Annotated in this window: 25 protein-coding genes; 11 read left to right on the forward strand and 14 right to left on the reverse strand. The window is 56.6% G+C overall.

Annotation, left to right across the window (positions count from 1 at the left end):
- The first annotated feature begins 10 nt into the window (after positions 1–10).
- From SynBIOSU31_RS05690 to SynBIOSU31_RS05710, 5 genes are read left to right on the forward strand one after another with little or no spacing between them, the layout of a single operon-like run.
- Positions 11–910 carry a putative selenate ABC transporter substrate-binding protein gene (locus SynBIOSU31_RS05690; RefSeq protein WP_186492487.1) on the forward strand — a complete coding sequence of 300 codons (900 nt, stop codon included), beginning with the start codon at positions 11–13 and terminating at the stop codon, positions 908–910.
- On the forward strand, positions 907–1,665 hold the full coding sequence (locus SynBIOSU31_RS05695) for an ATP-binding cassette domain-containing protein (RefSeq protein ID WP_186492488.1): 759 nt from the start codon (positions 907–909) through the stop codon (positions 1,663–1,665). The genes SynBIOSU31_RS05690 and SynBIOSU31_RS05695 overlap by 4 nt, the downstream gene beginning before the upstream one ends.
- Positions 1,666–1,673: 8 nt before the next feature.
- The gene (locus SynBIOSU31_RS05700; protein ID WP_186492489.1) at positions 1,674–3,191 is read left to right on the forward strand and encodes a PhnE/PtxC family ABC transporter permease; all 1,518 of its coding nucleotides are present in this window, start codon (positions 1,674–1,676) and stop codon (positions 3,189–3,191) included.
- 28 nt (positions 3,192–3,219) lie between these two features.
- A complete protein-coding gene (locus SynBIOSU31_RS05705; protein WP_186492490.1) occupies positions 3,220–3,888 on the forward strand; it encodes a GDSL-type esterase/lipase family protein in 669 nt (222 codons plus the stop codon).
- A 35-nt stretch (positions 3,889–3,923) separates the two neighbouring features.
- Entirely contained in the window at positions 3,924–4,166 is a 243-nt protein-coding gene (locus SynBIOSU31_RS05710) for a hypothetical protein (protein ID WP_255477385.1), read from the forward strand.
- Between the two features lie 2 nt (positions 4,167–4,168).
- Here SynBIOSU31_RS05710 and SynBIOSU31_RS05715 read toward each other — a convergent pair whose 3' ends face one another.
- The 3 genes from SynBIOSU31_RS05715 to SynBIOSU31_RS05725 form a co-directional block, all read right to left on the reverse strand.
- The gene (locus tag SynBIOSU31_RS05715) at positions 4,169–4,585 is read right to left on the reverse strand and encodes a hypothetical protein (protein ID WP_186492491.1); all 417 of its coding nucleotides are present in this window, start codon (positions 4,583–4,585) and stop codon (positions 4,169–4,171) included.
- A complete protein-coding gene (locus tag SynBIOSU31_RS05720) occupies positions 4,582–4,818 on the reverse strand; it encodes a hypothetical protein (RefSeq protein ID WP_066905332.1) in 237 nt (78 codons plus the stop codon). The genes SynBIOSU31_RS05715 and SynBIOSU31_RS05720 overlap by 4 nt, the downstream gene beginning before the upstream one ends.
- A gap of 125 nt (positions 4,819–4,943) precedes the next feature.
- Positions 4,944–5,567: a DUF938 domain-containing protein gene (locus SynBIOSU31_RS05725; protein WP_186492492.1), complete on the reverse strand. Its 624-nt coding sequence runs from the start codon at positions 5,565–5,567 to the stop codon at positions 4,944–4,946.
- Positions 5,568–5,696: 129 nt separating this feature from the next.
- Here SynBIOSU31_RS05725 and SynBIOSU31_RS05730 point away from each other — a divergent pair, with 129 nt between their 5' ends.
- The 3 genes from SynBIOSU31_RS05730 (at position 5,697) to SynBIOSU31_RS14750 (ending at position 8,861) form a co-directional block, all read left to right on the forward strand.
- A complete protein-coding gene (locus tag SynBIOSU31_RS05730) occupies positions 5,697–7,868 on the forward strand; it encodes a glutamine synthetase III family protein (protein ID WP_186492493.1) in 2,172 nt (723 codons plus the stop codon).
- A 156-nt stretch (positions 7,869–8,024) separates the two neighbouring features.
- On the forward strand, positions 8,025–8,492 hold the full coding sequence (locus SynBIOSU31_RS05735; protein WP_186492494.1) for a hypothetical protein: 468 nt from the start codon (positions 8,025–8,027) through the stop codon (positions 8,490–8,492).
- Positions 8,493–8,672: 180 nt separating this feature from the next.
- Complete coding sequence (locus SynBIOSU31_RS14750; protein ID WP_255477433.1) at positions 8,673–8,861, forward strand: hypothetical protein; 189 nt, start codon at positions 8,673–8,675, stop codon at positions 8,859–8,861.
- 198 nt (positions 8,862–9,059) lie between these two features.
- Here the strand turns inward: SynBIOSU31_RS14750 and SynBIOSU31_RS05740 are convergent, their stop codons facing one another.
- Positions 9,060–9,374, reverse strand: a complete 315-nt coding sequence (locus SynBIOSU31_RS05740) for a hypothetical protein (protein WP_186492495.1) — start codon at positions 9,372–9,374, stop codon at positions 9,060–9,062.
- Between SynBIOSU31_RS05740 and SynBIOSU31_RS05745 the strand changes: the two genes are divergently transcribed.
- Positions 9,373–9,510 (forward strand): hypothetical protein, encoded by a 138-nt coding sequence (locus tag SynBIOSU31_RS05745; protein WP_186492496.1) that lies wholly within the window; start codon positions 9,373–9,375, stop codon positions 9,508–9,510. The two genes, SynBIOSU31_RS05740 and SynBIOSU31_RS05745, sit on opposite strands and share 2 nt — an antisense overlap.
- Positions 9,488–10,102, forward strand: a complete 615-nt coding sequence (locus SynBIOSU31_RS05750; RefSeq protein WP_255477386.1) for an alpha-ketoglutarate-dependent dioxygenase AlkB family protein — start codon at positions 9,488–9,490, stop codon at positions 10,100–10,102. The genes SynBIOSU31_RS05745 and SynBIOSU31_RS05750 overlap by 23 nt, the downstream gene beginning before the upstream one ends.
- On the opposite strand, the gene SynBIOSU31_RS05755 is transcribed toward SynBIOSU31_RS05750, so the two are convergent.
- The 8 genes from SynBIOSU31_RS05755 to SynBIOSU31_RS05790 form a co-directional block, all read right to left on the reverse strand.
- Positions 10,044–10,967, reverse strand: a complete 924-nt coding sequence (locus SynBIOSU31_RS05755) for an AEC family transporter (RefSeq protein ID WP_255477387.1) — start codon at positions 10,965–10,967, stop codon at positions 10,044–10,046. The two genes, SynBIOSU31_RS05750 and SynBIOSU31_RS05755, sit on opposite strands and share 59 nt — an antisense overlap.
- The gene (locus SynBIOSU31_RS05760; protein WP_186492497.1) at positions 10,961–11,239 is read right to left on the reverse strand and encodes a hypothetical protein; all 279 of its coding nucleotides are present in this window, start codon (positions 11,237–11,239) and stop codon (positions 10,961–10,963) included. The genes SynBIOSU31_RS05755 and SynBIOSU31_RS05760 overlap by 7 nt, the downstream gene beginning before the upstream one ends.
- 11 nt (positions 11,240–11,250) lie before the next feature.
- Entirely contained in the window at positions 11,251–11,757 is a 507-nt protein-coding gene (locus SynBIOSU31_RS05765) for a hypothetical protein (RefSeq protein ID WP_186492498.1), read from the reverse strand.
- Positions 11,758–11,892: 135 nt separating this feature from the next.
- A complete protein-coding gene (locus SynBIOSU31_RS05770) occupies positions 11,893–12,636 on the reverse strand; it encodes an amino acid ABC transporter ATP-binding protein (RefSeq protein ID WP_186492499.1) in 744 nt (247 codons plus the stop codon).
- Positions 12,633–13,673, reverse strand: coding sequence for an amino acid ABC transporter permease (locus SynBIOSU31_RS05775; RefSeq protein WP_186492500.1), 1,041 nt, complete (start codon positions 13,671–13,673; stop codon positions 12,633–12,635). The genes SynBIOSU31_RS05770 and SynBIOSU31_RS05775 overlap by 4 nt, the downstream gene beginning before the upstream one ends.
- A complete protein-coding gene (locus SynBIOSU31_RS05780) occupies positions 13,673–14,173 on the reverse strand; it encodes an HdeD family acid-resistance protein (protein WP_186492501.1) in 501 nt (166 codons plus the stop codon). The genes SynBIOSU31_RS05775 and SynBIOSU31_RS05780 overlap by 1 nt, the downstream gene beginning before the upstream one ends.
- A 24-nt stretch (positions 14,174–14,197) precedes the next feature.
- A complete protein-coding gene (locus SynBIOSU31_RS05785; RefSeq protein WP_186492502.1) occupies positions 14,198–15,097 on the reverse strand; it encodes an ABC transporter permease subunit in 900 nt (299 codons plus the stop codon).
- A 10-nt stretch (positions 15,098–15,107) separates the two neighbouring features.
- Positions 15,108–16,160 (reverse strand): amino acid ABC transporter substrate-binding protein, encoded by a 1,053-nt coding sequence (locus SynBIOSU31_RS05790; protein ID WP_186492503.1) that lies wholly within the window; start codon positions 16,158–16,160, stop codon positions 15,108–15,110.
- A gap of 115 nt (positions 16,161–16,275) precedes the next feature.
- Between SynBIOSU31_RS05790 and SynBIOSU31_RS05795 the strand changes: the two genes are divergently transcribed.
- On the forward strand, positions 16,276–16,599 hold the full coding sequence (locus SynBIOSU31_RS05795; protein ID WP_186492504.1) for a hypothetical protein: 324 nt from the start codon (positions 16,276–16,278) through the stop codon (positions 16,597–16,599).
- Between the two features lie 47 nt (positions 16,600–16,646).
- On the opposite strand, the gene SynBIOSU31_RS05800 is transcribed toward SynBIOSU31_RS05795, so the two are convergent.
- Both SynBIOSU31_RS05800 and SynBIOSU31_RS05805 read right to left on the reverse strand, forming a co-directional pair.
- Positions 16,647–18,227, reverse strand: a complete 1,581-nt coding sequence (locus tag SynBIOSU31_RS05800) for a SulP family inorganic anion transporter (protein WP_186492505.1) — start codon at positions 18,225–18,227, stop codon at positions 16,647–16,649.
- 30 nt (positions 18,228–18,257) lie between these two features.
- Positions 18,258–19,499 carry an FAD-binding protein gene (locus tag SynBIOSU31_RS05805; RefSeq protein ID WP_186492506.1) on the reverse strand — a complete coding sequence of 414 codons (1,242 nt, stop codon included), beginning with the start codon at positions 19,497–19,499 and terminating at the stop codon, positions 18,258–18,260.
- Positions 19,500–19,533 lie beyond the last annotated feature (34 nt).

Consider the following 19,533-nt stretch of genomic DNA (forward strand, 5'->3'; position numbering starts at 1 on the left):
CTTGATCGACATGACTTCTCGAGAACGCAGGGCCGGTGCCTTGCTGTCTTTATTGCTCTGCCAAGCGGTTACGAACCTCCCAGTTGTTGCTCAGCCCACACTCAAAGTGGGTGCCATTCCTGATCAGAACCCTGAGCGACTGAATCGTCTTTATGGCCAGTTAGCAGACGAATTGAGTGATCGTCTTAAGGTCAAGGTGCGATATGTACCGGTCAGCAACTATCCAGCGGCTGTCACAGCGTTTCGTACTGGTGGACTGGATCTTGTCTGGTTCGGCGGCCTGACCGGGGTACAGGCGCGCCTGCAGACTCCCGGGGCTCAGGTTCTTGCTCAGCGAGATATTGACGCCCGCTTTCGAAGTGTCTTCATTGCCAATACAAGCTCTGGGCTGCAACCCATTAGCTCGATCAATGGTCTCAGCAGTCTGCGGGGCAAGCGGTTTTCTTTTGGTTCAGAGAGTTCGACCTCCGGCCGTTTGATGCCACAGCATTTTCTGGCGAAGGCCGGAGTCACACCCAGTCAGTTCGGTGGTGGTCGGGCTGGATTCAGTGGGAGCCACGATGCCACGATCGCAGTGGTGCAAAGCGGTGCCTACGAAGCAGGTGTACTCAACGAGCAGGTCTGGACATCAGCGGTGAAAGATGGGCGCGTGAACTCTGAGAAGGTGCGTGTGATCTGGCGAACTCCTGAATACGTTGATTATCACTGGGTTGTTCGGCCCAAGCTGGATCAGCGGTTCGGGCAGGGTTTCACCTCGCGTCTTCAGAAAGCAATCCTTGGTCTGCAGCCCACCACACCGCGTCAGGTGACCATTCTTGAGCTGTTTTCGGCCGAGCGGTTTATTCCTGCTGAGGCAAGTCAGTACGAGCCGATCGAAAAGGTGGGCCGGGAGCTGGGCAAGATCAGGTGAAAGCGCTTTTGGAGCTCGATGAGGTGCGTCTTGCCGGTCCCCATGGGGATCGGCTTAATGCTGTCACTCTCAGGCTCCAGAAGGGTGAACGAATCGCCCTGCTAGGTCGCAGCGGTGCGGGCAAGAGTTCGCTGATCGGTGTTCTGAACGGCAGCCTGTACCCAGCAGCAGGCCGCGTTCTGTTTCAGGGAGTGGCGCTTAGGTCTCTAAGCCGGCGACAACGCGCACGGATCGGCACCCTTTGGCAGGACCTGCGTCTGATTGAAGAGCTCAGTATTGGTCAGAACGTCAATGCCGGTGCTCTCGGCCGACACCGCTTGCCATGGGCTCTGGCCAACCTGTTGTTTCGAGTCGATGCCGAGGTCAATCGATCCTGCCTGCGTCAGGCAGGTCTGGAGGAATCACTCTTGGCTGAGAGAGGACTTGATCGTCCTGTGGGACAGCTTTCGGGAGGTCAGCGGCAGCGAGTGGCACTGGCCCGACTGTTTCGACAACAGCCTGATCTGATGCTTGCAGATGAACCCCTGGCCAGCCTTGATCCCGCCATTGCCGCTGAAGTGCTGGAAAGGCTGCTCACCTCTGAGGAGGATGGCAGCCTGCGCAGTGGTGCGCAGGCTGTGATGGTGTCTTTGCATCGTCCAGAGCTGATCGATCGTTTTGATCGCGTGTTCGGCCTGCGAGCAGGTCATCTTGTGATCGATGCACCTGCAAAGGCTGTATCAGCTGGGGATCTCCGCGATCTGTATGCGCCGTGATCGCACGGATGCGGCTCACTGCACCAGCCCTCGTGTTGTTGCCGGCTCTGGCACTACTGCCGGTGCTGATTGTGGTGATGAAAGGAGCTCACGGCGGCGGGGCGGAGATTCTTGGCTCCTTTGTGGTCGCCGCAGTTACCCCTTCTCTTGACCCTGCCCTGTTGAAGTCGTTGCTGTTCGGCCTGCAGGTCACGGTCGCCACAGCACTGACCGCATGGAGTTGCAGTCTTGTGCTCGGCGTGTTGCTGGGGTGTCTAAGTTCGGAGCGTCTGTGGCTCACCTGGTGTTTTCCAGCGTGGCCGGCGACCATGCTCAGGCGCCTGATGGCCTTGCCCCGCTCCTTGCATGAGTTGATCTGGGGATTGCTGTTGATGCAGGTGCTTGGGCTGCATCCCTGGGTTGCGGTGATGGCAATCTCCATTCCCTATGCATGCCTGATCGCACGGGTCTGGCGCGATCAGCTGCAGAGCCTTGATCCTTCGCGCCTGCAGGCCATGCTCCAGACGGGGTCTTCCCCCATGGCGGCCTGCATGACGGCACTGTCGCCTGCCATGGGCTCGGTGCTGGTGAGTTACGGGGGCTATCGACTGGAGTGTGCCCTTCGTAGTGCCACGTTGCTTGGGGTTTTCGGGCTTGGCGGTTTGGGAATGGATCTTGAGCTCAGTCTCAAATCACTGCAGTTCCACGAACTGTGGACCGGACTATGGATGTTGACTGTGGTCACCATTGCCTTGGAGCAGGGGCTTCGCTGTTGGAGGAGTTGGGCTGAACAGGCCCAATTCGGACAGCGCCAGATCATGGGGTTTGCAGTCGCGGTACTGCTCTCAGCTGCTCTTGGCGCTGTCTGGCTCGCTTGGCTGTTTCCCGATTCAGGCTCCTTGAGCTGGCTTCCTGTGCAATGGCCTGATTTCAGCAGCCTTCAGCAAGCGGCTCTGGAGCTCCCCTGGATGTCGATGCTTTGGGAAACCCTGATTCTGACCCTGCTTGCGGCTGGTATATCCATTGGCCTGCCGCCATTGCTGTTGCTGGTTACTCCCGCGCCGCTTTGGCAATGCTGCATTAGCGGCTTGTGGATTCTGGTTCGGGTGATTCCACCACCTCTCGCTGTTCTGCTGCTTCTGCTGAGCAATCAGCCAACGCTGGCCATTGGTGCCCTGGCACTTGGGCTTCATAACAGTGGGGTCATGGGGCGATTGCTGCAGGAAGGTCTTGAGCAGCAGGATGACGTCGCTCAAGTTGCTCTGGCTAGCAGCGGAGCGTCCGCGCAGGTGAGTTGGCTGTATGGATTGCTCAGCCCCAGGAGCCCGTCCCATCTCGCCTATGGGGCTTACCGCAGTGATGTGATTCTGCGCGAAACGGTGGTGGTTGGTCTGATCGGTGGAAGCGGCCTCGGCTGGCAGCTTTTGGAGTCGCTTAGCTCCTTCTACTGGGCGGCTGTGGTGGTGTTGATCACCACCTATGCGGCTCTGACCCTGATTGGTGAATGGCTGAGTGATCGTTCACGGCAGCACTGGCTGCAAAGCTGACCCTGTTCAGCCGAACAGCAGTGGATTCATGCGGGCTCCCCGTCAACTGATCGTGATCGGAGATAGCGGTGTGGTCGGCTGGGGTGATCGTGAGCGAGGCGGATGGTGTGAACGCCTTCGCTGCCATTGGATGGGGCTCCCAGACGCACCATTGATCTACGCGCTCGGTGTTCGGGGTGACGGTCTTGAGGCGGTGGCAGCCCGATGGGAACGGGAGTGGTCCTGCCGAGGGGAATTACGCCGGAAGAAGCCCGAGGCTCTATTGCTGTCGGTGGGGCTCAATGACACGGCTCGGGTCGGTCGATCTGACGGCCGACAACCTCTTGATGCGCAGGCCTTCCGCTTTGGCTTTGAACAGCTGCTCCGGGCCATTCAGCCCCATGGCTCCATTTTTGTGCTCGGGCTGACCGCTGTCGATGAACAAGCCATGCCGTTCGCCGACTGTCTTTGGTACAGCAACAGCGACATCGCTCTACATGAAGCCCAGATTGAGGAAGCTTGCCTGGAGGTGGATGTTCCTTACCTCTGCCTTCACCGGGCCATGCAGGCGGAGCCTGACTGGCTGCAGTGGCTGGAGCCTGATGGCATTCATCTCAATGCCGATGGGCATTCCTGGATCGAGCAACGTCTGCGCTCCTGGAGTGCGCTCCAACAATGGGCTGGGCTCCAGTCCTTGCAACAAGTGATGACTTGCTGATCAGCGTCAGAATCGTGAGTGTCAGCAGATTGATCATGCGCGCTCTCGCTTGTGCTGCAGCCTCCTTGTTGTTGTGTGTTTCTGCCTCGGTAACGAAAGCTCAGGAGGGGCTTGTCGACTGTGAGGCTTTCTCCAGTGGTTTCACCACTCCGGAGGGCTGTATCGACGGTTCTCAACCCAGTTCAGGGCCGATTCCCGCGAATCAGGATGCGATCGATGACGACTGGGGTGACATGCCCTTCGGTTGGTATGGACCGGGAGACTGGATGGATTTTTAATGTCAGTTGTTTGGATCATCCATGCTGATGCGAGGGCTATTGAGCAGCTGTGTGAGCGCTCCTAGCGGCCACCCGAGATTGCGCAAATGGCGAGCGAGAGATCTCGACGCCTCGTAATAGCCCTCTCCGTAGCTATGGGAATAGCCGATCTCCTTCAGTGTCAAGAGAAGCAGCCGGTGCTCGCGGCGCGTACCTTCCCTTATTCCCAGCATTTGGAAGCCTCGTTCCTTGAGCTGTCTGAGGGATGGTTCGGTTAGATCCTCATGGAACCCCAGGTACATCACATGGTCGATCTCTCTATAAGCTGTGAAAACGCGTGCGCCGCGGTGGATTTCCAGGAATTGATAGCGCTCCGTGACGGCGATCACGGCATCCATGCAGGGGGCGAGTAGGGCATCCTCGATCTGAGCGATGTTCATGGTGTTGCGCTTCCTGCGGCCAGGCGTTCCTCGCAGGCCACTTCGTAGTTCCGGACAGCACCAGCGGGGATCGAGCCGTTGCTTTTGAGTTGCCGTACTGACAGCTCGACGCACTGCAGAACCACGCTGGTCAGCTCGCGTCCCTCGCACTGAGCCCAGCTGCGCAGCAACACGTGCAGGCTTGGTGGAACCGAAACCGTGAGCTTCACCTGGTTTTCCCGTGGGGGTGCCATCCGCTCGGCATTCACGTCAGCTTCATAATAGCTTGAAGTAACTCTTCAGCAACTCAGCAGTTGCTGTGCAGTTGCTGGTGAGTTGCTCCGCTTGCCTCTGGTTGTCTGCGCAGCGGCTGGTGGTCTCAGCGGACCCAGGTGATCAGGCGATTGTTGGCAGGCATCAAAGTGATCTGCTGAAGTGCCAAGCCCGCTTCCATGGCTTGTTCAAGAACCGTCGTCTGATCTCGCACTCCCCAGGACGGATTCCTTTCGCGCAAGGAGGCATCAAAACTGCGATTGCTCTCGCTGACGTGGTGGCCGTCGACGCTGAAGGGGCCGTAAACGCAAAGGGTTCCACCGCTTGGCAGCACTGCTGCTGATTGTTTGAACAGGGCGGTTGTGCAGTTCCAGGCAGAAATGTGGAGCAGATTGATCGCCACGACTGCCTGTGCAGGCTCTCCAAGTTGTTGCAGCCAACTTGTGTCTCTGACATCCAATTGCAGGGCTGCCGGCATCTTCAGAGTCAGCTGCTCGTGGCGGATCCAGGCATTGATGCTGCGGCAATGCTCAGGATCAGGATCACTGCATTGCCAGATGAGGTCCGGGAAGCGTTTCTGGAAGGTGACGCCGTGCTCACCGGATCCGCTAGCGAGTTCAAGAATCAACCCTTTACTTGGGAGCTGTTCGGCCAACGCATTTCCGATTGGGACACGGTTGCGTTGCGTTGCAGGGAAGATCAGGCGTTGATCGCCGAAGCCAGAAATCATTGGATCAGTGGCGTCGGTTCCAGTTTGTTGATGGGCGGCTTCTGTTCATTTTCCAGGCTGCTTTTGGGTGCAATCGTGAATAGGTTGAAGATCACAATCGTTGTCCCGATAGAACGCGGGGCCTGTCCCATGCCCCATCCCGCGAGACTGGCTGCTTTGCAGGCCATTCAGCAACGTCGTCCACTCGATTGTGATCCCGTTGAGCCTTTGGCTGAAATATGGGCGAGTGACGTCTTCACGTTGACGCGCATGAAAAGCTCTTTACCGAAGGATGCGTTCAAGGCCGTTCGTCGCGTTATTAGAGACGGAGGCAAACTTCAACTGCAGGTCGCTGATGTTGTTGCCCAGGCGATGAAGGATTGGGCTGTTGCCCAGGGAGCTCACTATTACGCACATGTTTTTTACCCCCTCACTAATTCCACCGCTGAAAAGCACGACGGGTTTATCAGTCCACAAGGAGATGGTCAGGCGATTCACGAATTTTCGGGAAAACTGCTGGTGCAGGGTGAGCCCGATGGAAGCTCCTTTCCAAATGGGGGCATTCGCTCAACTTTTGAAGCACGTGGATATACCGCATGGGACATCACAAGCCCTGCCTATCTGATGCGAACACCCAATGGTGTGACGCTCTGCATCCCTACTGTTTTTGTGAGCTGGACCGGGGAGGCTCTTGATAAAAAGACGCCTCTCTTGCGATCTAACGCTGCCATGAATCAACAGGCCCAACGCCTGTTGCAACTGCTCGGAAATCAGACGGTGGCCCCGGTCAACAGCTCATGTGGTGCGGAGCAGGAATACTTTCTCGTTGATACTCAATTTGCAACCCTCAGGCCTGATCTGCTGCTAGCGGGTCGCACACTGTTCGGTGCGCCATCTCCCAAAGGTCAGCAATTCGATGATCACTATTTTGGCGCCATCCCTGAGCGGGTTCAGGTGTTCATGCAGGACGTGGAGAAGCAGCTGTATCGCCTTGGTATTCCTGCCAAGACTCGGCACAACGAGGTAGCCCCGGGCCAGTTTGAGATCGCTCCGGTTCACGAGGCTGCCAACGTCGCCACGGATCACCAACAACTGATCATGACGGTGCTGCGCAGTACCGCGAAGCGGCATGGCTTCAGCTGCCTTCTCCACGAAAAACCATTTGCCGGAATCAACGGCTCCGGAAAGCATGTGAACTGGTCGGTGGGCAACAGCACCCAGGGAAATCTGCTTGATCCTGGCAAGACGCCCCATGACAATCTTCAGTTCCTTCTGTTTTGCGCCGCTGTGATCCGTGGCGTCCACTGCAATGGCCCTTTGCTGAGAGCGGTTGTCGCCACTGCTGGTAATGACCATCGCCTGGGTGCCAATGAAGCACCACCAGCGATTATTTCCGTCTACCTGGGTCAACAGCTCGAGCAGGTGTTTCAGCAGATTCAGCGAGGGGAATCCAGGGATAGCTCCAGTGGTGGCGTGATGCGCATCGGAGTTGATTCACTCCCGGAATTCCCCAAGGATGCGGGTGATCGCAATCGAACCTCGCCGTTTGCGTTCACGGGTAACCGTTTTGAGTTCCGTGCGGTGGGCTCCGGGCAGTCGGTGGCAGGTCCACTCGTAGCGATGAATACCGTTTTGGCCGACTCCCTGGAGTGGATGAGTAACCGCTTGGAAGCAGAAATGGGAGACGGTCAATCGCTTGAGCAGGCCGCGGCGTCCGTGATCAAGCTGGTGATGGATCAGCATGGTTCCGCTGTTTTCGGAGGTGACGGTTACTCCGATGCCTGGCACCGCGAAGCCACCGAAGAGCGTGGCTTGGAGAATCTGCGCAATACAGCAGAAGCTCTCCCCGTTCTTCAACGGCAAGAAGTGCGCGATCTGTTTCAGCGCCACTCCGTGATCAGTCCTGTCGAGCTCGATAGTCGCTACGAGGTCTATGGAGAGCAATACGTGCTTGCTATCGAGGTAGAGGCGCGCGTGGCGTTGTCCATGGTTCGAACGCAAATCAGTCCTGCTGTCCAGAACCATCTGGGCTCCATGGCCACCAGCTTGCAGCAGCAGCAATCACTCGGTGTGAATGTGGATCCCAGCGCCCTTCATCAGTTGGCAGATCTTCATCGGCGAATGGGCGACCATGCCGAAGCCCTTGAGAGTGAATTACACCAGATCCACAACGGAGATACTGCTGCCTCGATGCACCACTGTGCTGGTGTGCTCTTGCCGAGGCTGCTGCAGCTGCGTGATGCTGTCGATCAGCTTGAAAATCTGGTCGATGATGACCAGTGGCCCTTGCCTTCTTATCGGGAAATGCTCTTTGTGCGTTGAACATGAAGTTGTTCTCAATCCTCGATAACTTGCACCCAATGCATCAAGGGTTGCGTTGCCGCTGAGCTCGGTTTCCGACGGCCTCGACTGGGTCATCAGTATTGACGCCTTCCGGATGCAACGGCCTTCGAGCTTGCACAGCAAGCATTCAGCGACGTGCGTCTGAGCGTGATCAAGGCAGGAGCTGCCATGGGTCTGGCCGCAAATCCGCTGCTCAGTGTGGCTAGTGCACTTGCTGATCTTTCCATAACCACCCGTGCGCAGCTGTTCGCTGCGGCTTGTGCGGCGGAATTGCTGATTCCCGGTTTTCTCAACAGCGAAACAGCTCGATATGAATTGCTCGTGCCCGTGCTCGGTCCCACTGTGATCAGCCAGTTGGCTGTGGAGTTGGGTCTCAAGGCTGCAAGGACCGCCACACGGGATGCCGTGATGACGAGAGTTTTCGGTCGCAGGGTGACTCAGAGAGCCTTGATGACCAAGACGATTCCTCTCGTGGGTTGCCTGATCGGTGGCGCCTGGAATGCTTTGGAAGTTGAGGTGATCAGAAACCGCACGCTCCACTACCTCACGAATCAGGTCATGGACCCGGTGGAGGTTGTCGATGTCGAGGTGGTGTCCAGCTGATGCAGGCTTTCAATTTGTCCTCATCTTGTAGACCCTGCAAATCCTTTCTGCAGGCGTCCCGGAGGAGGTGTCGAACCGTCTGATCAAGGGTTCGACCCTTACTCAATACATCAGATTGTTGTGATTCACACAGCCGTGGATGGAGGTCTATCGCTGAATGGTCTCAGGTGTTTTATGCGTATGAGCTATGAACCTGGAAGCCTGGACTGTCGTCTTCTGATTGATGCAAAGCATCATCTGGAGCTCGCACTCGCTTCACTCAGTGGTCTGCCCCAAAGTGATCACATTCAAAGACAGTTGAAAGCTGTTCATCAGCAGCTTGAGGGCATGCATGATCTCAAGAGGTCAATGCAAGTAGACGATGCCTGAATCACCATCCTCGCTGGCTGAAGCTCGATTGATTTGATGCACTCCTGAGTGACAATGGGATCACCCAACTCAGTTCGCATGTTCGAAAAGAAGGAGCGCCCTGCCTGGCTCAACTGGTTGTTTTTGGGCATTTTTCTGCTCTCGAGCTGGCAGCTCGCCGGCTTCTGGTTTGAGAAGCTGCACGGCTAAACCAACCGTCTATTCAGTTGCCATCACCTTGGCAGTGGATCGAGGAGTGGATCGAGGCACCTCTGCTGCTGGCTGAGCAGAAGTTCTATTCAGTTCACGTTCGAGCGCTTCAACCCGGCGCTCACGCAGACAATATTTGCAGCCGCCAGTGGTCTGGAGGTGCCGTTCAGGAGTGATAGTGATTTCCTGAACAGGATGTTTGCAGCAACGAATCTTGACAGGGCTTTTGTAGCTCCGCCACTGGATGCCGGAGTAGTCAAACTGATCACCGAAGCGCTGTTTTGCTCGCTTCAGGAACGTTTCCAGCGTGATCCTTGCTCCCATGTGTTCAATCTATGGGCTGTGGACGGCAACTTCGCCCACGCTGTTATCCGTCTTCATGCTCCATGACGGCTGTGCGGGCGCCAGAGTGCTCGACCGTGATGCTGTGCAGGTGGATGGCCGCAGACAAGGCCGTTGAAGTCATGAACTGGACCCATCAATCAGCCTGGCTGCCTCCTGAGGTCAGTCAGATCTGGATGGATCGCTGCGTTGAGCAGATCAGCTGGGATCAGCCGAAGGTCCGCGTTTATGGCCGATGGCATCTGGTGCCGCGACTGACGGCTTTTCTTGCCGATCGCCAGGTTTCCTATCGCTACAGCGGTGCGGTGCATCGAGGTGACGGCTGGCCGGACTGGTTTCTTCCTCTTCTGGATCGTGTGTCTGCAAGGAGCTCAGCTCCGTTCAATGGCTGCCTTTTCAATCTCTATCGCGATGGTCAGGACCGGATGGGGTGGCACGCTGATGACGAACCGGAGATCGATGGGTCATTCCCGATTGCTTCGCTGTCGCTGGGTTCAAGCAGAGACTTGCAGTTCCGCCATCGATTGAGTGGGATGCGCTCCGATGTCACGCTTGCTGACGGCGACCTTCTGTTGATGGATCCCGATTGTCAAAGGCTTTGGATGCACGGCTTGCCAGTGAGAAAGCGCGTGAAACAAGCAAGGCTCAATCTCACGTTCCGTGTGTTCCGCTCAGTGGGCTCAGCAGCAGGCTCCAGATCGGGACACTGAGCAGAGCTGTCAGTGTGCTGATCAGGATCAGCTGTGCCGTTCTGGCGGCGTTGAGTTGTTCTGATTCGGCGATGAGCAGAACGGAGATCGCCGTTGGGGCGGCTGCCTGCAGGACCAACGCCTGACGGGCATAGCCAGGCAGCGGAAAGGCCAGGCTGATTATCAGCATCAGGGCTGGAAACAAGACAAGTTTGCAGATCAGCGGTGCACTCAGATCAACTGCTGGTCCCTTCATTTTTCGCGCTGCGATATCCCCCAGGCGCATGCCTACAACAACCAGCGCCAAGATAATCACCGCGCGCGACGGCACCCAAAGAGCCTCACGGATGGGCTCATGCCATGGGCTTGCTTTGACAATTAATGCCCCAAGTAGTCCTCTTGTGGCCGGGCTGTCACTGAGATGTCGCAGCAGACTCCGCCAGCGCTCGCGAGTCGTTTCCGCTGGGCTGTCTCGGGTCAGCCAGAGAGGGCCAAGGCCCCAGATCAACAGCGTTGCCCCCAGGTCGTAGCCAATGCTCACCGGCAGCGCCTCCGCTGGAAGCAGAGCCAGGCTGGCTGGAATTCCGAAGTAAGCCGTGTTGCCGATGCAGCTACCCAGTTGCAGGTCCGGCTGACGCAGGGCGGCAATGCCAGGACTCAGCCAGCGCAGGATGATCAGCATCAGGGCGATGGCTGCAACCGCGATCAGCGCCATGCCAAACAATGAACCATTGAGCCCGCCATGAAGCAGCAGCCCCATCAGGCTGACCGGAACGCCGAAACGCACTAGTGGAAAGGCCACGGGTGCAATCCACTGAGATCGCCATCGTCCGATGAGTGCTCCCACGATCAGGCAGGGAACCATCTCCCAGAGGAGGTTCAGCACTGGAGATGCATCAACGACTTAAACACTGAGAATTCAGCCCCTTGTGCCAGACTCCCATCCGTCCGCGCCAAGGGGCCACTGTGACCATTGCTGCACCCTCCTGCTTGATTCAGAGGCATTTCCTTCAGCTCAGCGCGACCCTGGCTGAGCGGTGCCAGCAGCTGCAGCTGGAGCTGTCTGATCAAGTGGCCAGCTTGCCGTTCGGCAATGAGCGATGGCTGTTGACCGAACGAGAGCTCTCGGCTGCGGAGAATGCGCTCTTGCGCCTTCATGACCGGTTTGATCAGGTTGTTTCGATCCCGTAGTAGCGAAGCGGGATGCCAAAAGTCACGACGTCATGTGGATCACTTGGCAGCAGAGCAACAATTGCAAGTTCTCGGTCGTCAAATGCTTCCTTGGATTTAACGACGAATGACGCTGCATCCGATGCGCTCCACAGGGGTGCTCCACTGCTGCGCTCTTCGCGATAGGTCTCGAACACGGCTGCAAACTCCTCTCCGTCGTCAGCATTGCTGAGCATCAACTTCAATGCGGAGTCATCACTCCTGGTCTGGATAAGTTCGAACAGCTTTTGCATCAGTGGATGGTCGATGGTCGTGGAGACCCGGACAACATTGCCGATCGTTCCCACCGCGGTGACGTGGAATCGTCTTCGATCGGCACGGGCATCGATCACTGCTACTGGCAGGGTTAGATCCCACTGGTGGTGTTCGCCAACGTTGAGGGCAAGGCTGCGCAGATCTTCGGCATGGTCCTCGCAAAGCTGTTGAACCCGTTCGCGTTGGTCCATATCGCGTTATGGGTCAGGGTGAGCCGATAGTTCGACCGTGTGTCTGACTGAATCGCTCATCCAATCAAGCCCTTAAACGTTCTCACCATGGCCAAATTCATGCCAAAAAACGGGATCCTGCGGTTTGGATTCCGATTAGTGCGCCATTTGATTGAGAAATCGCCTGCTGCGTTCTTCCTTTGCCTGCGTGAAGAATGTGGATGAGTCCGTCAATTCGACGACCCGCCCTGCATCCATGAACAAGACTCGGTCGGCGACCTCACGCGCGAACCCGAGCTCATGGGTTACGACGATCATCGTCATGCCATCAGCAGCCAGTCTTCGCATGGCATCCAGTACTTCTTTAACCCGTTCTGGATCCAAGGCACTGGTGGGCTCATCAAACAGCATTAGTTCGGGGTCCATGGCCAGTGCTCTGGCAATGGCCACCCTTTGTTGCTGCCCTCCGCTGAGTTCAGAGGGATATTTCAGGGCCTGATCGGCGATGCCCATCTGTGCCAAGAGGCCGTGAGCCCGTTCTTCGGCATTGGCTTTGTTGATCTTTCTGACACGGATCGGCGCCAGCGTGATGTTGTCGAGGATCGAGAGGTGCGGGAACAGGTTGAATTGCTGGAACACCATTCCGACACGCCGGCGGATTCGCCGGATCTGTCGTTCATCCTGATCTGTATCCAGAGGAATGCCGACGATCTCTAGCTGTCCGGCATCGATGGCTTCAAGCCCGTTAAAGGTGCGAATCAGCGTGCTTTTGCCGGAACCGGATGGCCCCATCACCACCAGGACTTCGCCGTGGTGGACGCTGAGATTCACCTGGTCGAGCGCTTTCTGGGAACCGTTGAAGGTCTTGGTGATGGACTCGGCTCTGACGGCGATGGTCATGAAGGAATGGCTGAAGTGGAGGCAGAGGGGCCCTGACGTTCAAGCTGGCGAGCCATAAGAGCCATGGCGGTGCACACCAGCCAGTACAGCCCTGCAAGCCAGATGTAAGTCTCGAGGTGTCGGCCGATATAGGCAGGATTGGCCAGAAGGCTTTGGCCGATGCCAAGCAGTTCCACCAATCCAAGAATGGCCATCAAGCTGGTGTTCTGGAGCAGGCCAATCGCTTGATTTGTCAGTGCCGGCACCGCCACGCGTAGAGCTTGTGGAAGCACCACGAGCTGTTGGATCTGCCATGGGCCCAGACCCAGCGCGGCGGCGGCCTCGAGCTGCGTCCCTGGAATGGCCTGTAAACCTCCGCGGACATCTTCGGCGACATAGGCCGCTGCGAAGAGCGCGAAGGCCACGACGGCTCTGAGCACTCGGTTGATTTCGATTCCGACCGGCAGGAATAGTGGAAGAAGCAGCTGCCCGAAAAACAGCACGGCAATCAACGGCACGGCGCGCATCCCGTCGATGTAGAGGCGAGAGAGATGGCGTGGCAGCGTTAGCTTGCTCCTGCGGCCGAGGGCCAGCAGGACGCCTAATGGCAGAGCCAGCAGACCGCTGAAGCCAGTGAGCAGAATCGTCAGCGTCAGACCACCCCAGTCTCTCGAGCTCACGGTCTGCAACCCAACTCCGCCTGCGAGCAGCAATAGGCCGATGGGGAGCATGGCAAGCCAACACCAGGACAGAACGAGACCACTGATTCGCCAGCGCACCGAAACAAGCGGCTGAAGCAGAGTGGCCGCTGTGATCAGGCACAACAGTCCGAGCCAAAGACAGGGTCTCCATCGCTCGTTCTCCGGATAGCCCCCAGCGGCGAACAGCGGAAGATTTTCTGTGACAACAGACCACTTAGCACTAAAAATCAGCCAGTTCGCTGTTGACCAAACGACCCAAGCGATCAGGGCCAGGATCAAAACGCTTAGCAATGTCTGCAGTGGATGACGCCTGGCCTGGAGAAGTCGTTTCCGATACGCAGTCAGTGATCCGGTCATCAATTCCCGGGCTGCTCCGCTGGTGCGCTGAACAATTTGAGGGCTGACGTGAACAAGGCGACTCCGAACAGAGTTCCCAGGGCCCAGAGGCTGTCGAAAGGCCACTCCACCACCAGCAGAACTCCAATTGAGGAGGTGAGTATGCCATCAACAATGCTCAATCCACCCGCTGGACCTGATGCACTGGCTCCTGAGGCAAGCTCCATCACACCTTCAACCAGCAGCAGGATGCCAGCGAACAGGGTGAGGCTGACTTCACTATCAATGGGGTCAATCACGATGAAGATTGCGCCAGCGATGTAAATCAGTCCTGAGAGAACACGAAACAGCTTTCCCTGACGATTGCTTTGATCGCCAAGATGCAGAAATTGTCCGATGCCTGCGGCAAATGCGATTCCACCAATTCCAATTGTGAGAAGAGTTGCGGAAGCAAAGGGAAGCAGGGTCGCAGCGATTGCGGCGATGACCAGCAGCACCGCAGCGATGCGACGGGAATTCATGAGCTCAGGAGTAATGAATCGATGCTAGGTGCGTTGTGCAGGACGAACCACGATTCGATTCAGCACCTGCATTCCTCCATTAATCAGAAGATTGAGTGCGAGAAAGCTCAGCAAAAGGATCAGGAATCCCTCGATGGCTCTTCCGGTCTGGGTAATCGCTGTATCACTTACCGAGTACAGATCAGCGAAGCCAACGGCAATGGCCAAGGTGCTGTTTTTGGCCAGATTTAAATACTGACTGCTCAAGGCCGGAAGAATCGCCGGCAAAGCCTGTGGCAACACCACTTTTCTCATTCCCAGGGTTTCGCCAATACCCAGGCTGCGGAATGCTTCCCACTGACCCTTAGGAACGGAGTCGAGTCCACCGCGAACCACCTCTGCAATCGCTGCTCCAGTGAAAACGCTCAGACCCACAAGAACCGCAGAGAACTCCACGCTCAGGTTCAGACCAAGAATGGCGACGCCTTGATTGGAGAGGCTGATGAGGCTCCCGACGGGAGCCATCGGTTCGGATGGCAGGCCAAGAAAAGCCACGAAATACCAGAAGAGAAGCTGCAGCAGCAATGGGATTTGGCGGATCAAGCCCACGTACAAGGCCGAGAGCTGACGGAGTAGGGGATTCAGACTGCGTCTTGCAGCTCCAGCTCCAACTCCCAGCACCGTGGCCAGCAGGATGCTGCAAGCAATCACTTGAAGACTGTTGAGCCAGCTCACCAGCAAGGCCCAGGCTGTGCTGTCACCCGGTTGATAGGGAAGTGTGTGTTCGCCCAGGGCGAATCCTGCAGGCTGCCAGAGCCATTTGAAGCTCAGTCCTAATTCCGTGCGGATCAGATTCACCGCCAGGTTGTTGACCAGAATTCCCACAAGAGTAAGAACCAGTCCTGCGAGGACGATCTCAAGCCATCGGAGGCGTTTCCGCTTCATTGGAACTGTTTCATTGGAATGGTGGTGCGGTGATGACTCCTCCATTGCGATGCAACTGATTGAGTCCGCGTGGGATCGGAACGGCGCTGTCTGGCCCCAGATGTCGGTTGTAGATCTCTCCGTAGTTTCCGGTCGCCCTGATCATGTTCACCACGAAATCATTGCTTAGGCCCAGCTTGCTGCCTAGATCGCCTTCAACTCCAAGAAAACGCCTCAACTTCGTGAGATCAGGATTGTCCTGAGCCTCTTTCAATTTGTCGTCCACATTGGCCTTAGTGATTCCCATCTCCTCTGCAGTGATCAGTGCATAAACCGACCAGCGCATGGCATCTGAGAGTTGTTGATCACCACCAGCAGAAAGGGGCGCCAGAGGTTCTTTGCTGAGAACATCGTCAAGGATTTCATGCTCCTCAGGTCGCTCAAATCCTGAGCGAGCTGATGCCAATTGGGATCGATCTGAAGTCATTGCCTGGCAACGACCCTGGAGATAGCCAGCAACAACTTGGTTGAGATCCTGATATTTGATGGGCTTGTATGGAAGCCCGAGTGACTGGAATGCATCATTCAGGTTCTGTTCGGTTGTGGTGCCCGAACCAACACAAATCGACTGACCTTTAAGATCTTTAAGGTTACGGATACCACTATTTCGTTGCACTAAAAGCCCTTGTCCATCGTGAAAAACGACTGGCGCAAAGCTCACGCCGTTTCCACCTGAAGCATCTCTGCTGAGGTTAAATGTTGTGTTGCGTGAAAGAAGATCGATCTCTCCTGTTTTCAGCGCTGTAAATCGTTCTGGGGCCGTGAGCGGTCTGTATTGCACCTTGCTGGGGTCACCGATGATCGCTGCCGCAAAGGCTTTGCATAGATCCACGTCCAGGCCTGCGTAGCTGCCATCTCTCTGGAGAAAGCTGAAGCCTGGGATCTTTCCGCTAACTCCGCAACGAAGTTCCCCTCTCTTTCGAATCAGATCCACCCTGGATGTATCGCCTTCTCCGAGGGATGCGCAGGCGGATACTGCCAGGCATGCGGAGAGAAGGGAGACAAGTGAGTGAAGCTTCGTCATACAAGTGGTCCTTGAAGGGCAATTTTGTCAGAACTTTGAGAGGTTTGAGACCGATGTCTGCTGACCTTGGCAGGAATCTCTAGCATTTTCCAGTATGTGGATTGAGCGCCGAAAGATGTTCCGGTTCCGACCGGGATCCTTGTTGGCCTTAACTTTTGCGCTGTCTGTGGCTGGCTCTCCTGCTTCGAGTTGGCAGCTTGGAGACCGACAGGCATACAACAACAAGATGGCCTTGCTCAACGTGATGCTTGAGGGAGCCAAGCAGCGTGCCGTTGATACTGACGATCTTCAGACTCTTTGCCTGGTGATGAGCATCGGCAACGATGTGACCGAGCGCTATCTCCAGGAGCATTCCAGCGACCAGCAGATCGAAAAGCGATTGGAAGGAATGCGCAACGATTTCACGTCCTGCTTGGGACTGCTTTACAGCGACAAGTGAACCTGTTGATCAATCAGTTCAGATCAGAGCACTAACAATTGCTGCGTCTAGCCATGTCCTCCATCTGGTTGAGCCCCGATTCGTTCGAAAAGATTGAGACTTTCTTCGTTCAATCCCAGGACTTCGACTGTTGATCCACCTTGCTCAAGCTTGCGAATGATCTGGTTGAGTGCGCTCACCCCGCTTTGATCCCAGATATGAGCTGCTGACATATCAATTGTGATCTGACTGGGATGGTCATGAACGTCAAATCCCTGGAGAAAATAAATCTTGCTGACAAAAAATAACTGTCCGCTCACGACGTACCGGCGCATCCCCTCGTTTACATCCACAGCATCAACACGAATCACCTTGGCCACCTTGCGACTGAACAGAATTCCTGCCAGAGCGACCCCTGCAATCACTCCAAGCGCCAGATTGTGTGGCGTGGTGAGCATGGTGACGGCGAAGGTCATCAGCATTACCGCCGTGTCGCTTTTCGGGATAGACCGGAGTCGGCGCAGCCCAGCGACATCAGCAGTGCTCACGGCGATGCTGATCATCACAGCCACCAGTGCTGCCATAGGGATTTGTTCGAGCCATTGCCGGCCCAGCAGAATCATGGCCAGCAGGCTGACCCCTGAAAAGAGTGTGGAGAGCCTGGTGCGTCCGCCATTGTCGATGTTCATGACTGACTGACCAACCAGGGCGCAGCCCGCCATCCCGCCAAACAGTGAGGACACAATGTTGGCGATGCCCTGACCTCTTGCTTCAACGTTTTTGTTGGAGTTACTGTCCGTGCGTTCATCGAGGATGTCCTGGGTCAGGAAGGTCTCCATCAGACCCACGAGTGAGATCGCCAGGGCCGTCGGCAGAACGATTCCCAGGGTCTCGAGACTGAAAGGCACCTTGAGATTGTCTGGCGAACCGAAGGGCCAGCTCGGTATCGGCAGTCCAGTTGGCAAGTCACCGAGACTGCTGACGGTGGGGATATCCAGGCTGAAACGGATCGAAATCACGGTCAGAACAATGATGGCCACGAGTTGTGACGGCACCAGTCGTGTCAGTCGTGGTAACCCATAGATGATCACCAGACCAAGCAGCACCAGTCCCCAGATGACTGGAATCTGACCGCCGTGAGGCAGCAGGTCATGGACATGGCCCGCAAGATCCGACTCGCCGAAATGCAGATTGATACCTAACTGTGGAAACTGTGCCTGGAAGATCAGCAACGCCAGAGCGTTCACAAAGCCACTGAGCACGCCAAGAGGTACGAAACGCATCTGGTAGGCCAGACGTAACCAACCCCAGAGAATCTGCAGGATCCCTGTGACCACACCGGCAACCAGTAAATAGGTCAACCCCAGCCCTTCGCCGCGCGCCTCCCCGGTTGCCACCAGGCCGGTCATCAGTAGAGCCGTGGAGCCGGTGGCGGAGGTGATCATCGCCGAGCGACCACCGAAAAAGGCGATCGTGATCGAAAGCAGAAACGCTCCGAACAAGCCGACCTGAGGATCGACACCGGCAATGCCAGAAAACGCAATGGCCTCCGGAATCATGGCGAAGGCCACCACAAGTCCGGACAACAGATCTTTGCTTGGGTTGCCGAAGCCAAGATTCAACTGCCGAGGCATGGATCCTGAGGCCATCAATCACTGAATGAGTGCAGGGACCGTAGTTCAGAGCGGTGGCAATCGTCCCTTTGGATCCAGTTCTCTCTTGAGTTGACGCAGCTCTGGCAACCACTCTTCGAAGGCCTCAATCAGTTCTCCTTGATGGCTGGGGAGATGGTCATGCAACTGAGCCAAATGGACTCCAGGGCATGACGTGCTGAAGTCGGCATTCACCTGATTCATCCACGCAAGGCTTTGTTGTCGTCCGACTTGATCTCCTGGGTTCCAGGCCGCTGTGATCCAGGGTTTCCAAATGGCATCACGGTGGACGAATGATGTTGCTCCGCGGTTGATCCGCGTTGTTGCTCCCCCCAGCTGCTGAGCGCTGATGCGACATTCACCATGAGGCCTCTGCTGCATCCGCGAGCTCAGGAGCTGCATCAACGGGCCGGCCTCTTGCCCCAAGGCTGGACCGAGACGAGCGAGCACCTCGCTGTGAGCCGGCATCGATGGAGCGGTTTCTGACGCGAGCCTGCCAAAGGTCGGCAGCTCCAGTTGATCCGTGCAGTACCGGATTGCAGCTTGCTGATCTGTTCCCAGGATTGGATCAAGTTGTTTCAGCGTTTGGGGTGTGGTCTCTTGAGAGCTGCAGTCCACCGCGTAGATCTCCAACCTGTCGCCCCAACTCCATTGCAGGCTGCAGGTTTCTGGCCAGCTCTCCGCGCTCTGGAGCAGCTCTGACAGTTGCGATGGAGTGATCACTCCATGGCGCACTCGCAGTGATTGGCGGCGTTGGGTGCGAAGCCTTAGGCGCGTAACCACAGCCAGGAATGGTGCAGCACCCATCAGGGCGCGCCAACGGCGGAGATCATCCGCTGTTCGGGGCGTCGATAGGGCAAAGGACTCACCTGAGCCCCAGATCCCCTCAATTGCAGTGATCGAGTCCAATGCAAGCCCTTGTGAACGGCTCAAGGGACCCATCCCTCCCGTGAGAATGAAGCCGCTTCCCGTGAGTCCGGAGAGCCCAATGGGAATGCTGCGGTCCGTAGCTCGTAAGACTTGCAACAGCTTGGCCATCGTCAGGCCTGTGCCGAACTCGACTTCTCCGGAGTCTTCCAAATAGCGGACCTCCTGATGTCGTTGCAGATCCACGGTCCAGCAGCCATCGCTTGCGCAGCGACTGGTGTTTCCTCCGGAGCAAACCCGTAAGGGTGTTGATCCGAGCGGTTGCAGCATCAGCTGCTTCAACAGCTCCTGACCAGGAGTCAGGCAACCAAGAGTCTTTGCATAACTTGCCAGCGGATTCATGGTCTTTGTTTTACGGCCGCGAATAGGTTTGATA

Origin of the sequence: Synechococcus sp. BIOS-U3-1, from assembly GCF_014279975.1 — a bacterium.
In the GTDB taxonomy this organism is placed as follows: domain Bacteria; phylum Cyanobacteriota; class Cyanobacteriia; order PCC-6307; family Cyanobiaceae; genus Synechococcus_C.